This window comes from Frankia sp. CeD (assembly GCF_000732115.1).
Lineage (GTDB): Bacteria > Actinomycetota > Actinomycetes > Frankiales > Frankiaceae > Frankia > Frankia casuarinae.
The window spans coordinates 107,902-126,095 of sequence record NZ_JPGU01000004.1; the positions used below are offsets into that span (position 1 = coordinate 107,902).

Sequence of the window (18,194 nt, forward strand, 5' to 3'; positions counted from 1 at the left end):
GCAGCTCGTACAGTCGTNGCATGGCCCGTGTTGTGGTGATCGGCGCCGGTGTGGGCGGGCTGGCGGCCGCGGCCCGGCTCGCCGCCACCGGGCATGACGTGACGGTCTGCGAGCAGTCGTCGCGGACCGGAGGCAAGCTCGGCTGGTACGAGCGCGATGGGTTCGGCTTCGACACCGGTCCGTCCCTGCTGACCATGCCCGGCGTGTTCGAGGACCTGTTCACCGCGACCGGCGGGCCGTTGCGCGGCGAGGTGGAGCTGCGTCGGCTGGACCCGATCGCGTCCTACCGGTTCGCCGACGGCACGACGCTCGCCGCACATGCCGACGACGACGCGTTCGTGGCCGAACTGGACGATCGGATCGCCCCCGGGTCGGGCGAGGACTGGCGGCGGCTCGCCGACCGGGCCTGCCGGGTCTTCGACGCCGCCGAAGGACCGTTCCTGTCCAGTCCCGTGTCGGCGACCGGGCTGGTTCGGCTCGCCTGGTCCGCACCCGGTGACATCGCCGCGATCGCGCCCGGCCGGAGCCTGCGCCGGCTGGGCCTGCGCTACCTGCGTGATCCCCGGCTGCGGATGATCCTGGACCGCTATGCCACCTACTCCGGGTCCGATCCCCGGCACNCCCCCGCCGCTCTGGTGTCGGTGGTCCACGCGGAACGGCGCTTCGGGGGCTGGTACGTCGCGGGCGGCCTGCGCCGCCTCGGGGATGCGCTCACCCGCCGCGCCGAGGAACGCGGCGTCCGGATCCTGCTCGACGCGCCGGTGCTGGCGGTGACCCGGGCCCCCGGCGGCCGGGTCGACGGGGTCCGTCTCGCCGACGGTATCCGGCTGCCCGCGGACGTCGTCGTCGCGAACGCCGACGCGGCGGCGCTCTACGGCCGGCTGGTGAACGATCGGGTCGGCCGCCGGCGGCTGCGGCGGACTGTACCGTCGATGTCCGGCTTCGTGCTGCTGCTGGCCCTGACGGGTCGCACGCCCGGGCTGGGGCATCACACGGTCACCTTCCCCGCCGACTACGATGCCGAGTTCGATGCCGTCTTCGCGGGCCGGCTGGCGGCCGATCCCACTATCTATCTTGCCGCGCCCGCCGACCCGGCCTGCGCGCCGCCGGGCTGCGAGGCGTGGTTCATCCTGGTGAACGCGCCCCCGCATCGCGGCGCGGGCGGCCACAACGGCGCAGGCACCCTGGACTGGGACCGTCCCGGGCTCACCGACGGCTACGCCCGGCGCATCCTCGACGTGCTCGCCGCCCGCGGGTTCGACGTCCGCTCCCGGTTGCGCTGGTACGAGACCATCACCCCGGCGGATCTGGAACGGCGCACCGGGACGGTGGGCGGATCCATCTACGGTGGATCCTCGAACGGCGTGCGGGCGGCCTTCCTGCGGCCTCCGAACGCATCCCGGGTACCCGGCCTGTTCCTCGTCGGTGGGTCAACCNATCCCGGCGGCGGGCTGCCGCTCGTCGTGCTCTCCGCCGGCATCGTCGCCGGTCTCATCGGCCCGGCCTGACCCGGCGGTCAGGGCCGCGTGGACCGTGGCCGTGAGCTGAAGGAGGCCGATGGCGCAGACCGCCAGCGTCGCGGTCGTCGCGATACTCGCGGCGAGGTTCGCGAGGCCGGGCACCAGACCCGCTCCGAACGAGCCAACCGCGGCGATGATGATCCGGGTCGGCCGCTCCCCGACGGTCACCACACCGATCTCGTCGAAGCCGGCGTTGCCGGCCCGGGCCCGGGTGTACTCCAGCAGTCCCAGCATGCTGCCTGCCGCGATCACGAGGCCGCCGGGTGCGCCGAGACACCACAGGGCCAGCAGGTAGGCCAGGTCACCGCAGCGGTCCACGACGGAGTCCAGGACATATCCCCAGGCGCTCGCGCGTCGGGTGAGAATCGCCACCGCTCCGTCGAGGTTGTCGGCCAGGCCACTGAGCACGATCACCAGAGCCCCCAGCAGTGGCCACCGGCCACCGGCCACGGCCGGGGGAATCGCGAGGGCGGTGAGCACGGCCCCCCCGGCGGTCACCGCCGACGGGCGCACCCGGCGGGCGGCGAGCGGCCTGGCCAGCCAGTAGACCACCGTCAACCAGGCACGAACGAGCCATAGCCCGCGCGCCAGGTCGTAGCCGCCGTGCAGGGCCGACCATTGGGCAAGGTAGGTGTCCCGACCGGGTAGCGGGGTGCTCACGTCGTCCATCGTGCCCGTCGTCCATCCCGTTCCGCCATCCCGTTCCGCCCGGTACGGCCAGCGCCCCGCCCGGTACGCCGCCATCCGTCCGGTACGCCGTCTCGCGCTGGGACATGCTGGGACATAGAGTCTCGTCGTCCCCTACCGCGAGCCGTAGCGGCACCCTGCGTCCGGCCGGCGACCAAAACCGAAGGCGTCGATCGGTCACCGGACCGGCCCGAGGTGGGGAGACGCGGTGTCGGAGGAACAGCGGTGTCACGAGAGAACAGCGGTGCCACCCAGACGTGGCGGGAGTGACGTGTCCGAACAGGTAGGCGGCGTAGTGGAGACCCTTGAGGACCTCGACCCGCGGGCGGTCTTCTCCGCCCATCGCGACCAGGTGATCCTTGCGGTACGGATCACCCCGATCTTCAACACCCTTGATCTCAGCCTGGTGACGGCGGTGGTGGACGCCGCCAACCAGGCCGGGTTCGCGCTGGTCCGGGAGCATTCGCTCCGCGACGAATGGCTGCTGTGCGTCTTCGATGCCTACGACGAGCACGACTGAGTGCCGGCCCGGCGGCATGAGCGCGGACGGGTCAGGCGAGCGGCCCACCCGTCATGCGCCACCGGGACACCCCGCGGATCGGCCACCCCGCGGACCGCGGCCGGCTATCGGACCGCCTGGTAGATCTCTCGGGTGGCGCTGGAGCGGTTGAGGGTGATGAAGTGCAGGCCCGGTGCACCGCCGTCCAGCAGGCGACGGGACAACTCGGTCGCCACCTCGACCCCGATCGCCCGCACGGCCGCCGGGTCGTCGGCGACGGCCTGCAACCGGGAGGCCAGCGCCGGCGGGAAGGCCGCGCCGGACAGCTGCGCCATCCGGACGATCTGCGCGACGTTCGTCACCGGCATGATCCCAGGAATGATCGGCTTGTCGCAGCCCAGCCGGCGGACCCGGTCGACGAGACGGAAATAGTCGTCAGCGCCGAAGAAGAACTGGGTGATGGCGTAGTCCGCGCCGGCGTCGAACTTGCTCACCAGGTAGCGCGCGTCGCTGTCGAAGTCGACCGATCGTGGGTGCTTGTCGGGGAAGGCTGCCACGCCGACGCAGAAGCCGCCGACCGACCTCACCAGGCGCACGAGTTCGTCCGCGTGCCGCAGGCCCGCGGGATGGGCGGTCCAGGTGCCCTGCGGATCCCCTGGCGGGTCGCCGCGCAGGGCCAGGACGTTGCGCACCCCGACGCCGGCGTAGTTGCCGATGACCCGGCGCAGCTCGGCGACGGAGTGGTTGACCGCGGTGAGATGGGCGATCGGCGTGAGGGTGGTGTCGGTGGCGATCCGCTCGGTCACCCGGATCGTGCCCTCGCGCGTCGACCCGCCCGCCCCGTACGTCACCGAGACGAACGAGGGATGCAGCGCCTCGATCTGGCGCAGGGCCGTCCACAACTGCCGCTCGCCGTCCGGCGTCTTCGGCGGAAAGAACTCGAAGGAAAAGGACGCACGACCGGTGGCGAGGTACTCGCCCATCGTCGTGGGTTGCGTGCTCAGACTCCGGACCGCCGCCATGGCACGAGGGTAGACCGAGCGTGGCCACGATCGAAGACGGACCCCCGATCGGAAACACGACCGATCAGGCCCCGACAGCGGGCAGCAACATTTCCCCGGCGTGATCCCATGAATCCCCAGCGTGATCACGCGAGAGTCATGATCCGTCGATTCCACCAACGTGGGTGAGCAACCCGGCTGAAACGGGCTCGTTGGGCGGGACCAGCTGGGACAACCCAGATGGACGGTAGATGGACAAGAGACGTCAGATAGACAAGGGTCCCAGCGGCGCGGCGAGACCGACCCGTACCCGCCCGGACACGCTGCGCGCCACCACCTGGCACGCCGCGTGCGCCGACGGGGTCAGCTCCACGTCGGCCGCCCCGGGATCGGCGGTCTCCACCTCCACCCCGTACTCGCCGTCGGGCAGCATGACGGTGACCATGCCTGTCTCGCTCTGCGCCCGCACGCCGTCCGGCGGTTCGCTGAAGTGCAGGTTGACGTCGCCGTCCCGGCTGCGCGCGGCGACCGGACCGCGCGTGAGCTCCCGCCCGGCGATGGTGCCATCGCGGGTGACCAGGGACAGTTCACCGCCTACCCCCCACAGCGTGATTTCGCCGGCGAGCACCTCGGCCCGCACCCGGACCCGTGGCGGCACGGTCAGCCTGACCCGCACGTCGCTGGCCCGGCCGTCGATCCGCAGCGTGCTCCCGGCCCTCGTGAGCACGGGTACGGACCGACCGGGACGACGCCGCACGGTCAGCGCGACGTGCACGTCCTCGCGGTCCCGCCCGGAGATCTCGACGCGGCCGGCGGCCACCAGAACCTCCACGGCGTCGATACCGTCGACAGTGTGAGTCAGCTCCGCGGGTGGCAGCCGCAACAGGGTCAATCCGCCCAGTGCGGCGGCGACCAGCAGAACGGCGACCACGACGACGGCGGTGTCGAACACGGGCACACCGCACGGTACCCCGGGCGCCGGCCAATCCCCGGCCACACCACGGTGCCGGACCACACCACGGTGCCGGACCACACCACGGTGCCGGACCACACCACGGTGCCGGACCACACCACGGTGCCGGACCACACCACGGTGCCGGACCACACCACGGTGCCGGACCACACCACGGTGGATGTGCGCCGGCGGGTCTCCGCCGTGTTGCGGCGCTTCGCCGGTTCGCGCGGAGCGCTCCTGCGCGGAATCGACGACGATCTGATCCCGTTCGTCCGTATCGCCACCGAATTTCTGCTGGCGGAGGGCAAGCGGTTGCGTCCCGCCTTCTGCTACTGGGGGTGGCGGGGCGCGGGCGGCCCGGACTGCGACGAGATTGTGACCGCCGCCGCCGCCATCGAGCTGCTGCACGCCTGCGCGCTGATCCACGACGACGTCATGGACGCCTCCGACACACGGCGCGGCAGGCCGGCCGCGCACCGGCGCTTCTCCCGGGTCCACCGGACCGCCGGCTGGCGGGGTGATCCCGCCGACTTCGGCCGCTCGGCCGCGATCCTGCTCGGCGATCTGTTCCTGGCCTGGGCCGACGAACTGCTCGCGGCCAGCAGGATGCCACCCGAGGCGTTGGTCCGGGCCTGGCCCACCTACGGGCGGATGCGCAGCGAGCTGATGGCGGGGCAGTACCTCGACCTCGTCGGCCAGGCCGAGGCCGGTCCGCACGGCGGCCTCGATCCCGGGCGGGCGGTCCGCATCGCCCGGTACAAGACCGCCGGTTACACGGTGGTCCGTCCCCTGCAGCTCGGCGGTCTGCTCGCGGGCGCGCCGCCGGACCTGTTGGCGGCCTATGCGGCGTTCGGCCTGCCGCTCGGCGAGGCGTTCCAACTCCGCGATGACCTCCTGGGCGTGTTCGGCGATCCGGCGGTGACGGGAAAACCCACCGGGGAGGATCTGCGTGACGGGCGGCCCACTGGCCTGCTGGCGCTCGCGCTGACCCGTGCGCAGCCGGCCGCGGCGGCCCGGCTGCGCACGCTGATCTCCCCGCCGGTCCGGCGCGCCGGGCACCCTGAGGATGCGGGACAGCCCGAGAATCCCGGGTATTCCGGGGGACCCGGATGTTCCCCGGGATTCGGGCCCACCGAGAACCCCGCGGCCCGCGCCGCCCGGGTCGCCGAGGCCCGCGACATCATCGCCGCAAGCGGAGCGGTGGCCGCCGCCGAGGAACGGATCGCCGCCCGGACCGCCACGGCGGTCGAGGCGGCCCGACGGGCGGATCTGGACGTCACAACCCTCGCCGCCCTGACGGAACTCGCCATGGCAGCGACTTCGCGATCACATTGAGCAACCGACCACATCGGGTAACCGCACCATCGACAGGGAAGTCCATCGACCAGGAAGCAGGTGGCAGGTGCGCACGGTGACCGGAGCGACGGATCACGTCGTCATCGTCGGGGCCGGTCTCGCCGGTCTGTCGGTCGCGCTGCGCCTGGTCGGAGCCGGCCGGCGGGTGACGGTGCTCGAGCGGGATGCGACCCCCGGCGGTCGGGCCGGCCTGCTCGCACTGGGCGACTATCGTTTCGACACCGGACCGACCGTCCTGACCATGCCCGAGCTGATTGCCGACGCCCTGGACTGTGTCGGGGAGGATCTCGACCGCTGGCTGTCACTGACCCGGCTCGACCCGATGTACCGGGGGTTCTTCGCCGACGGTTCGTCGCTGGACANCCGCGCCGNCCCCGCCGACACCGCACAGGAGATCCGGGCGCTGTGCGGCCCGGCGGAGGCGGCCGGCTTCGAGCGGTTCGTCGGAATCGTCACTGCAATGTTCCGCACCCAGCTGCGCCACTTCATCGACGCGCAGGTCGACTCCCCGCTGTCGTTGCTGCGCCCGCAGCTCGCCCGGCTGGCCGCCCTCGGCGGCTTCCGCCGGCTCGACACCGTCGTCGGCCGCCATCTACGGGACCCGCGGACCCGGCGGATGTTCTCCTTCCAGGCGATGTACGCCGGGCTCGCCCCGCACGACGCACTGGCCCTCTATGCCGTCATCTCCTACATGGACTGCGTCGCCGGGGTCTACCACCCGGCCGGCGGCATGCACGCCGTCGCCGAGGCGCTGGCCGGCGCCGCGGCCAAACACGGTGCCACCCTGCGCTACGAGACCACGGTGACGCGGGTGGAGGTGCGGGGCGGCCGGGCGGTCGCGGTGCACACCGCGGCGGGGGAGCGCATCGGCGCCGACGTGGTGGTGCTCANCCCCGNCCTGCCGATCGCCTACACCGAACTGCTGCCTCCCTCGACGGCGCCGGCCCGCCTGCGCCGCCTGCGGTACTCGCCCTCGTGCTTCCTCCTGCTGGCTGGGGCGCGCGTGGAGTACCCGCACACCGCGCATCACACCATCCACTTCGGCCGGGCCTGGCGGTCGACCTTCCGCGAGATCATCGATCGCGGCGAGCTGATGAGCGACCCGTCCTTCCTCGTCACCACCCCCTCACGCACCGAACCCGCGATGGCCTCGGCCGGCGGCCACACGTACTACGTGCTCTTCCCCACACCCAACCTCACCGCCCCGCTCGACTGGTCGGTGCTGCGCTCGCGCTACCGCGACGAGGTGGTCGCCACCTGCGAACGCCACGGCTACCGAGGCTTCGGCGACGCCATCGAGGTGGAGCAGGTCACCACGCCCGCCGACTGGCGGGCCCGCGGGATGGCGGCGGGCGCCCCGTTCGCGGCGGCCCACACCTTTCGCCAGACCGGTCCGTTCCGCCCCTCGAACCTGGCCCCGGGCCTCGCGAACGTCGTGTTCGCCGGCAGCGGCACCCGGCCCGGCGTCGGGGTCCCGATGGTCCTCATTTCCGGCCGGCTGGCCGCGGAGCGGATCCTCGGCGCTGACCGGGGTTACCGTTCCCGCGCCCTGTGCTGACCCGTGACGCACCCCGGCAGCCCGACAGCCCGACAGCCCGGTGCCCCGGTGCCCCGGTGCCCCGAACATTTCCCACCGCCGAGAAGTTGCTGAAGAGCGGCTTAGAAGAGGCTTCCGGCCAGGCCGTGCCGAGTCCTTTGGCACCCTGTTCCACGATGCGGCTGGGACAATGCTGCCATGGACGAAGGGCACAGCCCGGCCGGCCTCGCCGTACCGGACACCACGTCGGACGCGGCGCTGCTCGAACGCGCCCTGTTCGAGATCAAAAAAGTGATCGTCGGACAGGACCGGATGGTCGAACGTATGCTCGTCGCCCTGCTCGCCCGGGGCCACTGCCTGCTGGAGGGCGTGCCCGGGGTCGCGAAGACGCTGGCCGTGCAGACCCTCGCAACCGTCGTCGGCGGTTCGTTTGTCCGCATCCAGTTCACCAACGACCTCGTGCCCTCCGACATCGTCGGTGCCCGCATCTACCGGGCGAGTCAGGAGGCGTTCGACGTCGAGCTCGGCCCGGTCTTCGCGAACTTCGTGCTCGCCGACGAGATCAACCGGGCACCCGCGAAGGTGCAGTCGGCGCTGCTGGAGGTGATGTCGGAGAAGCAGGTCTCGCTCGGCGGGGTCACCCACCGGCTTCCCGAGCCGTTCCTGGTACTGGCCACCCAGAACCCGATCGAATCCGAGGGTGTCTACCCGCTACCGGAGGCGCAGCGGGACCGGTTCCTGATGAAGGTCAACGTCCCCTACCCGAACCCGGCGGAGGAGCTCGAGATCGTCCGGCGGATGGGCACCTCGCCACCGCTCCCCGAGCGGGTCCTGACCCCGCAGGCGCTGACCCGGCTGCAGACCCGAGCCGACGAGGTGTTCGTCCATCACGCCATCATCGAGTTCGCCGTCCGGCTGGTGCTCGCCACCCGGTCCCCCGGCGAGGCGGGTCTACCCGAACTCGAGGGCCACCTGGCCTACGGAGCCTCGCCGCGCGCCTCGCTCGGACTGGTCGCGGCGGCCCGCGCGCTCGGCCTGCTGCGCGGGCGCGACTACGTCGTACCCGACGACGTCGCCGCGGTCGCCCTGGACGTCCTGCCCCACCGCCTGGTGCTCTCGTACGAGGCGCTGGCCGAGGGGCTGACCGCGGACGCGATCGCCGCCCGGATCCTGGGCGTGGTCCCGCAGCCTCAGGTGGCGCCCCGCCAGCAGGGCCCCCACTACCCCACCGGTCCGCATGCCGGCGGGTGGGGGACGAACCCGCGTTCGGGCTTCCCGGAATACCTCGACCAGGGTGCGTCCGGATGACGGACCCCGCGGACCGGCTCCGGGCCGGCTCCGTGTCGGCGACCGATCCGGCGGTGGAGCGGACCCTGCGCCGGCTCGAACTGACCGTGCTCCGCCGTCTCGACGGCATGCTCCTCGGCGATCATCTCGGGCTGCTGCCCGGTCAGGGCAGCGAGAAGGCCGAGAGCCGCGAGTACGCCGTCGGTGACGACGTGCGCCGGATGGACTGGGCCGTCACGGCCCGGACCACCGTCCCCCACGTCCACGATCTCATCGCCGACCGGGAGCTCGAGACCTGGGCGCTGGTGGACCTCACCGCCAGCACCGAGTTCGGCACCGGTACCTGGCAGAAGCGTGATCTGGCGATTGCCGCCACGGCCGCGGTCGGCTTCCTGACCGCCCGCACCGGCAACCGGATGGGCGCGATCGCGCTGACCCAGGCCGGTCCACGGGCGATCCCGGCCCGGCCCGGCCGGGACGGGCTGCGGGCGCTGCTGCACACGCTCATCACCGCGCCTCGCGGCGCGCACGACCGGCCCCGCCGCCGGCCCGATCCGGCGGCGGCCACCGNCCTCGCCGCGGCGGTGGAGGGCCTGCTGCGCCCGCCGCGCCGCCGGGGGCTCGCGGTCGTCGTCTCCGACTTCCTGTCCACCGACCTGCGCTGGGAACGGCCGCTGCGGGTGCTCGCGGCGCGGCATCAGGTGCTCGCCATCGAGATCGTTGACCCGCTCGAGCTGACCCTGCCACCGGTCGGGCCGCTGCCCGTCGTCGACGCCGAGACGGGGGCGTTCGTCGAGGTCCCGACGTCGTCGCGGCGGTTGCGGGNACGTTACGCCGCGGCCGCCGTCGCCCACCGCAGCGCGGTCTCGCTGGCGTTGCGCCGGGTCGGCGCCGACCATCTGGTCCTGCGCACCGACTCGGACTGGCTGGTCGACATCGTCCGGTTCGCCTCGGCGAACCGGCGCGGCCGGGGAGCCGGCCGCCGCCCGCCCGTGGGTCGGACCGACCAGGGTGGCACGGCGGCGCCCGCCACCAGTCGGGCAGGCACCAGTCGGGCAGGCAGCCGGTGAGCTTCCTGGCCGGGCACTGGCTGTGGCTGTACCTGGGGGTCGGCGCGTTGCTGATCTCCTATGTCGTGGTCTCGGCGCGGCGGCGGGTGTATGCCGCCCGGCTGTCGTCGACGTCGCTGCTGTCCTCGGTGCTTCCCCGCCGACCGCAGTGGTGGCGCNGTCACGTCCCGGCGGCGCTGCTGCTGCTCGCCCTCGCCGGGTTGGTGTTCTCCCTGGCGCGACCGGCGCGGGCCGAGCGGGTTCCCCGGGAACGCGCGACGATCATCCTGGCGATCGACGTCTCCAACTCGATGGCGGCCACGGACATCGCCCCGACCCGGCTGGCGGCCGCCAAGCAGGGCGCCTCGGCATTCGTCGACCAGCTCCCTCCCCGTATCAACCTCGGGCTGGTCTCGTTCGCCGGCAGCGCGACGGTCCTGGTGCCCGCGTCCGCCGACCGCGAGTCGGTCCGCGCCGGCATCCACGGCCTGCAGCTCGGTCCCGCGACCGCCGTCGGCGAAGGAATCTTCGCCTCGCTCCAGGCGATCNCCACCGCCGGCAAACGGTTCTCCGACACGGGGCAGAGCGCGCCTCCGGCCGCCATCGTGCTGCTCTCCGACGGGGAGACCACCCGTGGGCGGCCGAACAACCAGGCGATCGAGGCGGCGCGGCAAGCCCGTATCCCGGTGGACACCATCGCCTACGGCACCGCCGACGGAACGCTCGACGTCGGCGGCCAGGAGGTGCCGGTGCCGGTCAACGAACAGGCGCTCCGTGACATCGCGGAGCAGACCGGCGGCTCGTACCATCGTGCCACCTCCGGCGACGAACTGCGTTCGGTCTACCGGGGGCTCGGTAGCTCGATCGGCTACCGGACCGAATACCGGGAGGTCACCACCTGGTTCCTCGGGCTGTCCCTGGGGCTGGGATTCGCCGCGGCGGCGACGTCCCTGGCGTTCACGTCCCGGCTTCCCTGAGGGGATCGACGCCGACGAGGGGGTCAACCGGACGCCCCGGGGCAGGTCGACCCCGATCGGGCGGGAGCCGTCGCTATCCGCCTCGCTGGGTGGCTACGCTGACTAACGTGGGGCAGCTCGACGCGGCCGGAATCATCGATCCTCGACTACGTTCCTCCTATGCGCGGGCCCGGGCGCTCAATGCCGCCCACGGCCGCACGTACTACCTGGCCACCCTGCTGCTGCCAGGGTGGAAGCGGCCCCACGTCCACGCGCTGTACGGCTTCGCCCGCTACGCGGACGAGATCGTCGACGATCTCGACTCCACGCTGACCGAGGCCGAGCGGGCGCGCTGGCTGCACGAGTGGGGCAGCCGGTTCCTTGCGGCGCTACGGGCGGGGACACCCGCCGTTGACGTCGGCACCGAGATGGCCGGCACCGGGAGGGACCGGCACCGCGCGGAGGTCTCGGTGCTGCCCGCGGTGGTCGACACCATTCACCGCTTCAAGATCGATCCGGACCACTTCGCGGCGTTCCTGGCCTCGATGGCGATGGACCTCACCGTGACGGAGTACGCGACCTGGGACGAGCTGACCGTCTACATGCACGGATCGGCCGCGGTGATCGGCCTGCAGATGGTGCCGATCCTCGAGCCAGTGGACGACAGCGCCCTGCCCTATGCCCGCGACCTGGGGATGGCCTTCCAGCTCGCCAACTTCATCCGCNACGTCGGCGAGGATCTGCGGCGCGGCCGCGTCTATCTGCCCCGGACTTCGCTGGACCTGTTCGGGGTCACCCGGGAGCAGCTGGCCGCCGGCGTCGTTGACGGGCCGGTCCGCCGGCTGCTGGCCTTCGAGATCAGCCGGGCGCGGGAGCTGTTCCGCGCCGCCGAGCCCGGCATCCGCCTGCTGCACCCAACCTCACGCGACTGCCTGCGGACGGCGTTCGTCCTCTACCGGGGCATCCTCGACGAGGTCGAGCGCGCCGACTACCGGGTGCTCGAACGCCGCGTGTCAGTCGGGCTCCCGCGCCGGCTGGCGGTCGCCGGACCCGCCCTGGTCCGGGCCGTCCGGGCGCGTCGCGGCCAGGGCCACGGGATGCCTCAGATCAGCTCACGGCCCCCCAGGTAGGGCCGCAGCACTTTGGGAACGCGTACCTCGCCGTCGGCGGTCTGGAAGTTCTCCAGCAACGCCGCCAGCAGCCGTGGGGTCGCCACGGCGGTGTTGTTGAGCGTGTGCGCGAAACGCACGGTGCCGTCGGTGTCGCGGTAGCGCAGGTTCGCCCGGCGCGCCTGCCAGTCGTGCAGCGTCGAGCAGCTGTGCGTCTCGCGGAATCGACCGAGCGAGGGGAACCAGGTGTTGATGTCGTTCATCCGGAACTTGCCGACGCCCATGTCCCCGGTGGCGCATTCGACGACCTCGTAACACAGCCCGAGGTCGGACAGGATCCGCTCGGCAGTGGCCAGCAACTCGGCATGCCAGCGGGCCGACTCGGCCTCGTCAGCGGCGCACAGCACGAACTGTTCGACCTTCTCGAACTGGTGGACGCGCAGCAGACCGCGGACGTCCCGGCTGGCGCTGCCGATCTCCCGGCGAAAGCACGGCGAGATGCCGGCGTAGCGGATCGGCAGGCGGCCCACATCGAGAATCTCCCCGGCATGCAGGCCGACAAGAGCCACCTCGGCAGTCCCCGCCAGGTAAAGGTCGTCGGCGGGGATCGCATAGATCTCCTCGCGGGCCTTGGGTAGCATCCCGGTGCCGACGAGCGGCTCCTCCCGGACCAGGGCGGGCACCGACACGGGGGTGAAGTCCAGCCCGCGCAGCAGGTCGAGCGCATAGGAATGCACCGCGCGCTCCAGCATGACCATGTCACCGACGAGGGCGTACGCCCGCTCCCCCGCGACCCGCCGGGCCCGGGCGAACTCCGCCCACCCTCGTTTCTCGGCCAGTGCCGTGTGGTCGAGCGGGGTGAAGTCGAACTCCGGCGGCTCGCCGACGGTCCGCAACACCACGTTGGCCGACTCGTCGGCTCCCACCGGCGCACCCGACCACGGGATGCCCGGCACCAGCAGCATCAGCTCGGACAGCCGGCCCCCGGTTCGGGCCAGCTGCTCGCGCAGGTCCTTCAGCTGGCGGTCGAACGCCTCGTGCTCGGCCCGCAGCTCGGCCCGCCGGGCCGCGTCGGCCCCGGCGAACTGCTTCGCGAAGCTCTTGCGCCGAGCCTGCGCCTCGTCCACCTCGAACTGCAGTTTGCGATTGTCCCGGTCGAGCTGCAGCAGTTCATCGACATCCAGATCAATGCCTTTGGCCGCGACCGCGTCTTTCACGGCCTGCGGATTCTCCCGGATAAAGCGCTTATCGAGCATGGAATCGCGTCAGCCTCTGATCGGTACCGCATTGTGCTTTGCGGTAACGCTACCAGCCGTCCGGCCCGCGCACCGGTCCGCTCCCGGCCCGGCGGGCACCCGCCCCGGCAGGCACCATGCGGGGCGATCCGCCGCTCACCGGTTACGGTGCACAGACCACACCAGAACCAGACCACACCAGAACCAGCAGACCGCATCAGAAGCGAGGGAGGCCGGCGACGGTGGCCAGTTCAAAGGAGCGACGTCAACGCGAGCTCGCCGAGGCCCGGGCGGCCCGGCAGGCGCAGCGGCGCCGGCTCGCCCATCGCCGTCGTCAGCAGCGGCTCGCGATCGTCGCCGGATTCATCGCGATCGTCGTCGCGGCATCGACGATCGCCGCGATCCTGCTCACCGGCAAGGACGACCAGCCCGACGTGGCCGCCGCCGGTGCCGCGACGACACCCACCGCGACCGCACCCACCGCGACCGCACCGACACCATCGGCCGCCCCCCGTCAGACCAGCAGGGTCGGGCAGTGCACCTACACCTCCAACGGGGAGGCCCCGGCCCGCGGCGCCACCCTGCCGGCGGCCGCGGCCACCGTCGACACGTCCCCGGCGACAATGGTGATCATCACCGACGCCGGCACCATCACGGCCGCCTTGGACGCCCAGAAGGCACCATGCACGGTGCACGCCCTGCGCACGCTCGCCGACGCCAGGTACTTCGACGGCACCACGTGCCACCGCCAGACCGGGGGGGCCGACGCAGGCATCTCGGTCCTGCAGTGCGGCGATCCCACCGGAACCGGCAACGGCGGCCCGGGGTACGGGTACGCCAACGAGAATACCCAGGGCGTGACCTACGACCGAGGCGTGCTGGCGATGGCGCACAGCCAACTGCCGGACAGCAACGGCAGTCAGTTCTTCATCAACTACCAGAACCCGACCCCGCAGGGCGCGGCGGCGCTCGCCGGCAATTACACCGTCTTCGGGAAGATCACCAAGGGACTCGACGTGCTCGACAAGCTCACCGGGCCCGGCGTCGAGGGCGGCGGCTCCGATGGTGCCCCGGCGAGCAAGCCGAAGATTCTTTCGATCACGATCACCCAGGGCGGCTGNCCCGCCGGTCAACCGGCCCAGCGGCGGATGGTGTCGATGCGGGCCTGGAGCTGCGCGGCGGTGGCCTGGCCGCTCGGCGGACCGCCACAGGTCCGGCGCAGCTCGGCGTGGATCATCCCGTGCGGTTTGCCCGTGCGGTGGAAGTGTGCGCCGACAAGCCGGTTCAGCTCCTTGCGCAGCTCGCCGATCACCTCGTGCACGGGCCGGGTGGCCGCCTCGACCGCCGGCTGCACGCCCTCGCGGGCCGGCGGGACGACCGGCGAATCCGCGGCACGGGCAGCGGCACGGCGCGTGGCGGCCTGCTGGGCGGCCTCCCGCTGGCGCAGCAGAACCGCGACCTGATCGGGCTCCAGCAGGCCCGGCAGGCCCAGGAAGTCCTCCTCCTCGATGGACCCGGGGGCCGCCGGGGTGCCGAACTCGCCGCCATCGAAGATCACTCGGTCGAGATGGGCCGAGGATCCCAACGCCGTGAACAAGGTGTCCGGCTTGTCGGGGATGTCCTTGCGCCGGTTGGCGTCCCGCAGCGCGTCGTCGTCGAAGGCGTCCGGATCGCGCGGGGACTTCTCCAGGGCGTGGTCCCGCTGGACCTCCATCTCGCCAGCCAGCGCCAGCAGGGACGGCACGCTCGGGAGGAAGACCGACGCCGTCTCCCCGCGACCGCGGCCCCGAACGAACCGCCCGACGGCCTGGGCGAAGAACAGCGGGGTTGACGCCGAGGTCGCATAGACCCCGACCGCCAGGCGAGGCACGTCCACGCCCTCACTGACCATCCGTACCGCCACCATCCACCGGTCGGCCGACCGGCGAAAGTCATCGATCTTGGTCGACGCGGTCGGGTCGTCGGAGAGGATCAGCACGGGCGAGGTGCCGGTGATCCGGGTGAGCAGCGCGGCGTAGGCGCGCGCGGCCGCGTGATCCGTGGCGATGACCAGCCCGCCCGCGTCGGGCATGCCGCCGGCCCGCACCTGGGACAGCCGGGTGTCGGCGGAGGCGAGCACCGCCGGCATCCAGTCCCCGCCCGGGTCGAGCGCGGTGCGCCACGCGGCGGCGGTCTGCTCGTTGGTGAGCGGCTCCCCGAGTCGGGCGCTCAGTTCCGCGCCGGCACTGGTCCGCCAGGTCATCTCGCCCGAGTAGGCGAGGAAGAGCACCGGGCGGACAACCCCGTCGCGCAGCGCCTCGGCATAGCCGTAGGAGGAGTCCGCGATGCTGCGCATCACCCCGTCGGGGCCCGGCAGGTAGGTGACGAAAGGGATCGGGTTGACGTCGGAGCGAAACGGAGTACCAGTCAGGGCGAGGCGACGCGCGGCCGGGGTGAACGCCTCCCGGATCGCCTCACCCCATGACAGCGCGTCGCCGGCGTGGTGGATCTCGTCCAGGACGATCAGGGTGCGACGCGCGGCGGTCCGGGCACGGTGCAGGGCCGGATGCGCCGCCACCTGGGCGTAGGTCACGGCGACACCGGTGTAGTCGGAGGATGTCGCCCCGGCCGAGTTGCGGAAGTCCGGATCGAGGTCGACACCAACCTCCGCCGCGGCCACGGCCCACTGGCGTTTGAGGTGCTCGGTGGGCGCGACGACGGTGATCCGACTGATCTCGCCGGCAGTGAGAAGGTCGGCGGCCACCTGCAGGGCGAAGGTCGTCTTCCCGGCGCCCGGGGNGGCGACCGCCATGAAGTCCCGGGCGCCCGACGACGACCGTGACCGGTAGATCTCCAGGGCCGCACGCTGCCACGCGCGCAGCGGTCGGGCTGGTGGAACGGGACGTCGTGGACGAGGGCTTCGGTCGAGGGGGCCGGCTCTCACGCCATCACACTCTAGAAGGCGGCACTCGGCGAAGACGCTGGCGGCCGCAGGCGCGTCGGGATGACCACACTTTTGCCGTGGATGGTCCCGAAGGGACCACGCCCGAGCATGACCGTCTTATCTCACAGAGGGTTAAGCTCCTGGAGTCAACCGATTGACTTCGGAGGCCCCGATGCAGCTCACGACCGGTCCTTCGGCAGTTCCCCGCGCACCGGTGGCCTCCGCGCCAACACCTGAGGTATCCGGTGGTGACAGGACGCCCACCACCCGCACACCCAACACCCGCACACCCAACACCCGGCTGCGACTGAGTCGGGAGGAACGGGGCTGGTCGCAGGAACGGCTCGCCACCGAGATCCGTCGGTTCTCCGTCATCCACGAGGGTCGCGAGGCCGGGGTGACCGGCAACATGATCTGCAAGTGGGAGAAGGGCGACAAGAAACCAAGCCTGCGTTATCAGCGGTTGTTGCGGGCGCTATTCGGCCGGTCGTCGGCGGAGCTCGGTTTCGTGGATGACGAAGCGCTTCCCGCCGCCGTCGGAGCACTGCGGGGCGGAACCGGTCAGGGTACGGCCGTCGCCGCGTCGATGAACCTTGAACAGGCGGCCTGCGAGACGGGCGCCGCGGGCACACTCGTACTTCACCCCGGCACCGACATGATCGACACGAACGGTATTCCCGTGGAACGTCGGGACTTTCTCCGGCTCTTCGCCGCGGCGGGCGGCGTCGCCGTCGTGCCCATGAACGGCGTCACGGACACCCCGCCCTGGGAGCGCCTCTCGGCGGCGCTGCGTCGCCGTAGCACGGTGACCCCGGAGCTCGTCAACGAGCTGGGCCAGCTCACCGCGGGGCTGTACGGCTTAGAGGAACGCGTTCCCGCCCGGATCCTGATACAGCGGGTCACCGGGCATCTGAGCAGGCTCAGTCAGCTGCTGGAGACCACGAGCCGGTCCCCGGTGCGCCGTGAGCTGACNTCCACCGCCGGGGAGACGGCGGCGCTCGCCGGATGGCTCTCGTTCGACATGAACGACCTGCCCGCGGCCGTCGCCTACTACCGGGTGGCCATCGAGGCCGCCCGCGAGGCCGATGACCACGCCCTGTGGGCCTGCGTACTCGGTTACGAGAGCTACCAGACCGCCAGCCGTGGCCGCCACGACCAGGCCTGCGCGCTGCTCGGTGAAGCCCAGCGGCGAGCCGCCACGGGCAGCACGGTGATGACCAGGGCCTGGCTGGCTGCCCGGGAGGCCGAGGAGCAGGCCGCTCGCGGCGAGGGCCGGGCGGCGCTGGCCGCCCTCGACCGTGCCCAGGATGCCTTCGACCGGGGTGAGAGCGACGGGGACCGGGTCTGGACGCAGTTCTTCGACCGGGGCCGGCTCGATGGCCTGAAGGTCACCACCTACACGCGGCTACGGCGACCCGCCGCGGCCTACGCCGCCGCCACCGAGGCACTGCGGGCGGCCGCTCCCGGTGCGACGAAGAAGCGGTCGTTGCTGATGAGCGACATCGCGGAGGTGCACATCCAGCGGCGGGAGATCGAGGCGGCCTGCCACTTCGCGGCCGAGTCCCTCGCGATCGTGCTCCAGACGGACTTCTCGCTGGGCCTGGCCCGTATCCGCCGCGCCCGGGAGCACCTGCGGCCCTGGCAGCACACCCAGGCCGTGCGCGAGTTCGACGAGCAGCTGCGGGCACTCACCTGACGGTGGGTGCCGTCTCGGCGCTGATCCAGCCCAGATAGTCGGCATGGCCGGCGACGATCGGCGTGGCAATGATCTCGGGATTTTCGTAGGGGTGGAGGACCACGAGCCGCTCATGTAGCTCATCGAATCGTTCGGTGGTCGTTTTCGCCAGACAGAGCCATTCCTCGGCCTGCTCGATCTGGCCCTTCCAGCGGTAGGTGCTGCTCATCGGTCCGATCACCTGGAAACAGGCGACCAGACGCGCCTCCACCAGGATCCTACCGATACGGTCAGCGCTTTCCCGGGAGTCGATACTCACGATGACCTGAAGGTGACCCACGCGCACTCCCATCTCTAAAACGATGGATACGCAAGATACCCTACATCGATCAGTGGCGGTAGCCG

General features: G+C 71.8%; 15 protein-coding genes and 1 pseudogene. 10 read left to right on the forward strand and 6 right to left on the reverse strand.

The features are described 5' to 3' along the window. The first annotated feature begins 20 nt into the window (after positions 1-20). Positions 21-1,508, forward strand: coding sequence for an NAD(P)/FAD-dependent oxidoreductase (locus CED_RS04560; protein WP_035908744.1), 1,488 nt, complete (start codon positions 21-23; stop codon positions 1,506-1,508). Here CED_RS04560 and CED_RS04565 read toward each other — a convergent pair. Further along, positions 1,431-2,189, reverse strand: coding sequence for a CDP-alcohol phosphatidyltransferase family protein (locus tag CED_RS04565; RefSeq protein ID WP_051868672.1), 759 nt, complete (start codon positions 2,187-2,189; stop codon positions 1,431-1,433). The two genes, CED_RS04560 and CED_RS04565, sit on opposite strands and share 78 nt — an antisense overlap. Positions 2,190-2,478: 289 nt before the next feature. On the opposite strand from CED_RS04565, the gene CED_RS04570 reads away from it, so the two are divergent. Further along, complete coding sequence (locus tag CED_RS04570) at positions 2,479-2,727, forward strand: hypothetical protein (RefSeq protein WP_011435832.1); 249 nt, start codon at positions 2,479-2,481, stop codon at positions 2,725-2,727. Positions 2,728-2,831: 104 nt separating this feature from the next. Here CED_RS04570 and metF read toward each other — a convergent pair whose 3' ends face one another. Continuing rightward, a complete protein-coding gene (gene metF / locus CED_RS04575; RefSeq protein ID WP_035908747.1) occupies positions 2,832-3,728 on the reverse strand; it encodes a methylenetetrahydrofolate reductase [NAD(P)H] in 897 nt (298 codons plus the stop codon). Positions 3,729-3,972: 244 nt separating this feature from the next. Then, the gene (locus tag CED_RS04580) at positions 3,973-4,659 is read right to left on the reverse strand and encodes a hypothetical protein (RefSeq protein ID WP_023840952.1); all 687 of its coding nucleotides are present in this window, start codon (positions 4,657-4,659) and stop codon (positions 3,973-3,975) included. A 141-nt stretch (positions 4,660-4,800) separates the two neighbouring features. On the opposite strand from CED_RS04580, the gene CED_RS04585 reads away from it, so the two are divergent. The 6 genes from CED_RS04585 to CED_RS04610 all read left to right on the forward strand — a co-directional run bounded on the left by CED_RS04585 (position 4,801) and on the right by CED_RS04610 (position 11,977). Further along, positions 4,801-5,997 (forward strand): polyprenyl synthetase family protein, encoded by a 1,197-nt coding sequence (locus CED_RS04585; protein ID WP_049761056.1) that lies wholly within the window; start codon positions 4,801-4,803, stop codon positions 5,995-5,997. A gap of 67 nt (positions 5,998-6,064) precedes the next feature. Continuing rightward, positions 6,065-7,576, forward strand: a complete 1,512-nt coding sequence (gene crtI, locus CED_RS04590) for a phytoene desaturase family protein (RefSeq protein WP_035730607.1) — start codon at positions 6,065-6,067, stop codon at positions 7,574-7,576. A 177-nt stretch (positions 7,577-7,753) separates the two neighbouring features. After that, entirely contained in the window at positions 7,754-8,863 is a 1,110-nt protein-coding gene (locus CED_RS04595) for a MoxR family ATPase (RefSeq protein ID WP_011435828.1), read from the forward strand. Further along, positions 8,860-9,912 (forward strand): DUF58 domain-containing protein, encoded by a 1,053-nt coding sequence (locus CED_RS04600; RefSeq protein ID WP_035908749.1) that lies wholly within the window; start codon positions 8,860-8,862, stop codon positions 9,910-9,912. The genes CED_RS04595 and CED_RS04600 overlap by 4 nt, the downstream gene beginning before the upstream one ends. Further along, positions 9,909-10,868: a VWA domain-containing protein gene (locus tag CED_RS04605; protein ID WP_035908751.1), complete on the forward strand. Its 960-nt coding sequence runs from the start codon at positions 9,909-9,911 to the stop codon at positions 10,866-10,868. Before CED_RS04600 ends, CED_RS04605 begins: the two co-directional genes overlap by 4 nt. Before the next feature lie 107 nt (positions 10,869-10,975). Further along, positions 10,976-11,977 (forward strand): squalene/phytoene synthase family protein, encoded by a 1,002-nt coding sequence (locus CED_RS04610; RefSeq protein ID WP_035908839.1) that lies wholly within the window; start codon positions 10,976-10,978, stop codon positions 11,975-11,977. On the opposite strand, the gene serS is transcribed toward CED_RS04610, so the two are convergent. Then, positions 11,950-13,212, reverse strand: a complete 1,263-nt coding sequence (gene serS, locus CED_RS04615; protein WP_011435824.1) for a serine--tRNA ligase — start codon at positions 13,210-13,212, stop codon at positions 11,950-11,952. The genes CED_RS04610 and serS overlap by 28 nt on opposite strands. Before the next feature lie 221 nt (positions 13,213-13,433). Between serS and CED_RS22145 the strand changes: the two are divergent. Continuing rightward, positions 13,434-14,309, forward strand: a pseudogene (locus tag CED_RS22145) (peptidylprolyl isomerase); the annotation flags it as partial. Positions 14,310-14,320: 11 nt separating this feature from the next. Here the strand turns inward: CED_RS22145 and CED_RS04620 are convergent. Continuing rightward, positions 14,321-16,114 (reverse strand): DEAD/DEAH box helicase, encoded by a 1,794-nt coding sequence (locus CED_RS04620; protein ID WP_035908753.1) that lies wholly within the window; start codon positions 16,112-16,114, stop codon positions 14,321-14,323. A 172-nt stretch (positions 16,115-16,286) separates the two neighbouring features. Here CED_RS04620 and CED_RS04625 point away from each other — a divergent pair, with 172 nt between their 5' ends. Beyond that, on the forward strand, positions 16,287-17,810 hold the full coding sequence (locus CED_RS04625; RefSeq protein ID WP_011435821.1) for a helix-turn-helix transcriptional regulator: 1,524 nt from the start codon (positions 16,287-16,289) through the stop codon (positions 17,808-17,810). Here CED_RS04625 and cutA read toward each other — a convergent pair. Next, positions 17,803-18,129: a divalent-cation tolerance protein CutA gene (cutA, locus tag CED_RS04630; RefSeq protein ID WP_011435820.1), complete on the reverse strand. Its 327-nt coding sequence runs from the start codon at positions 18,127-18,129 to the stop codon at positions 17,803-17,805. The two genes, CED_RS04625 and cutA, sit on opposite strands and share 8 nt — an antisense overlap. Positions 18,130-18,194: the final 65 nt, after the last annotated feature.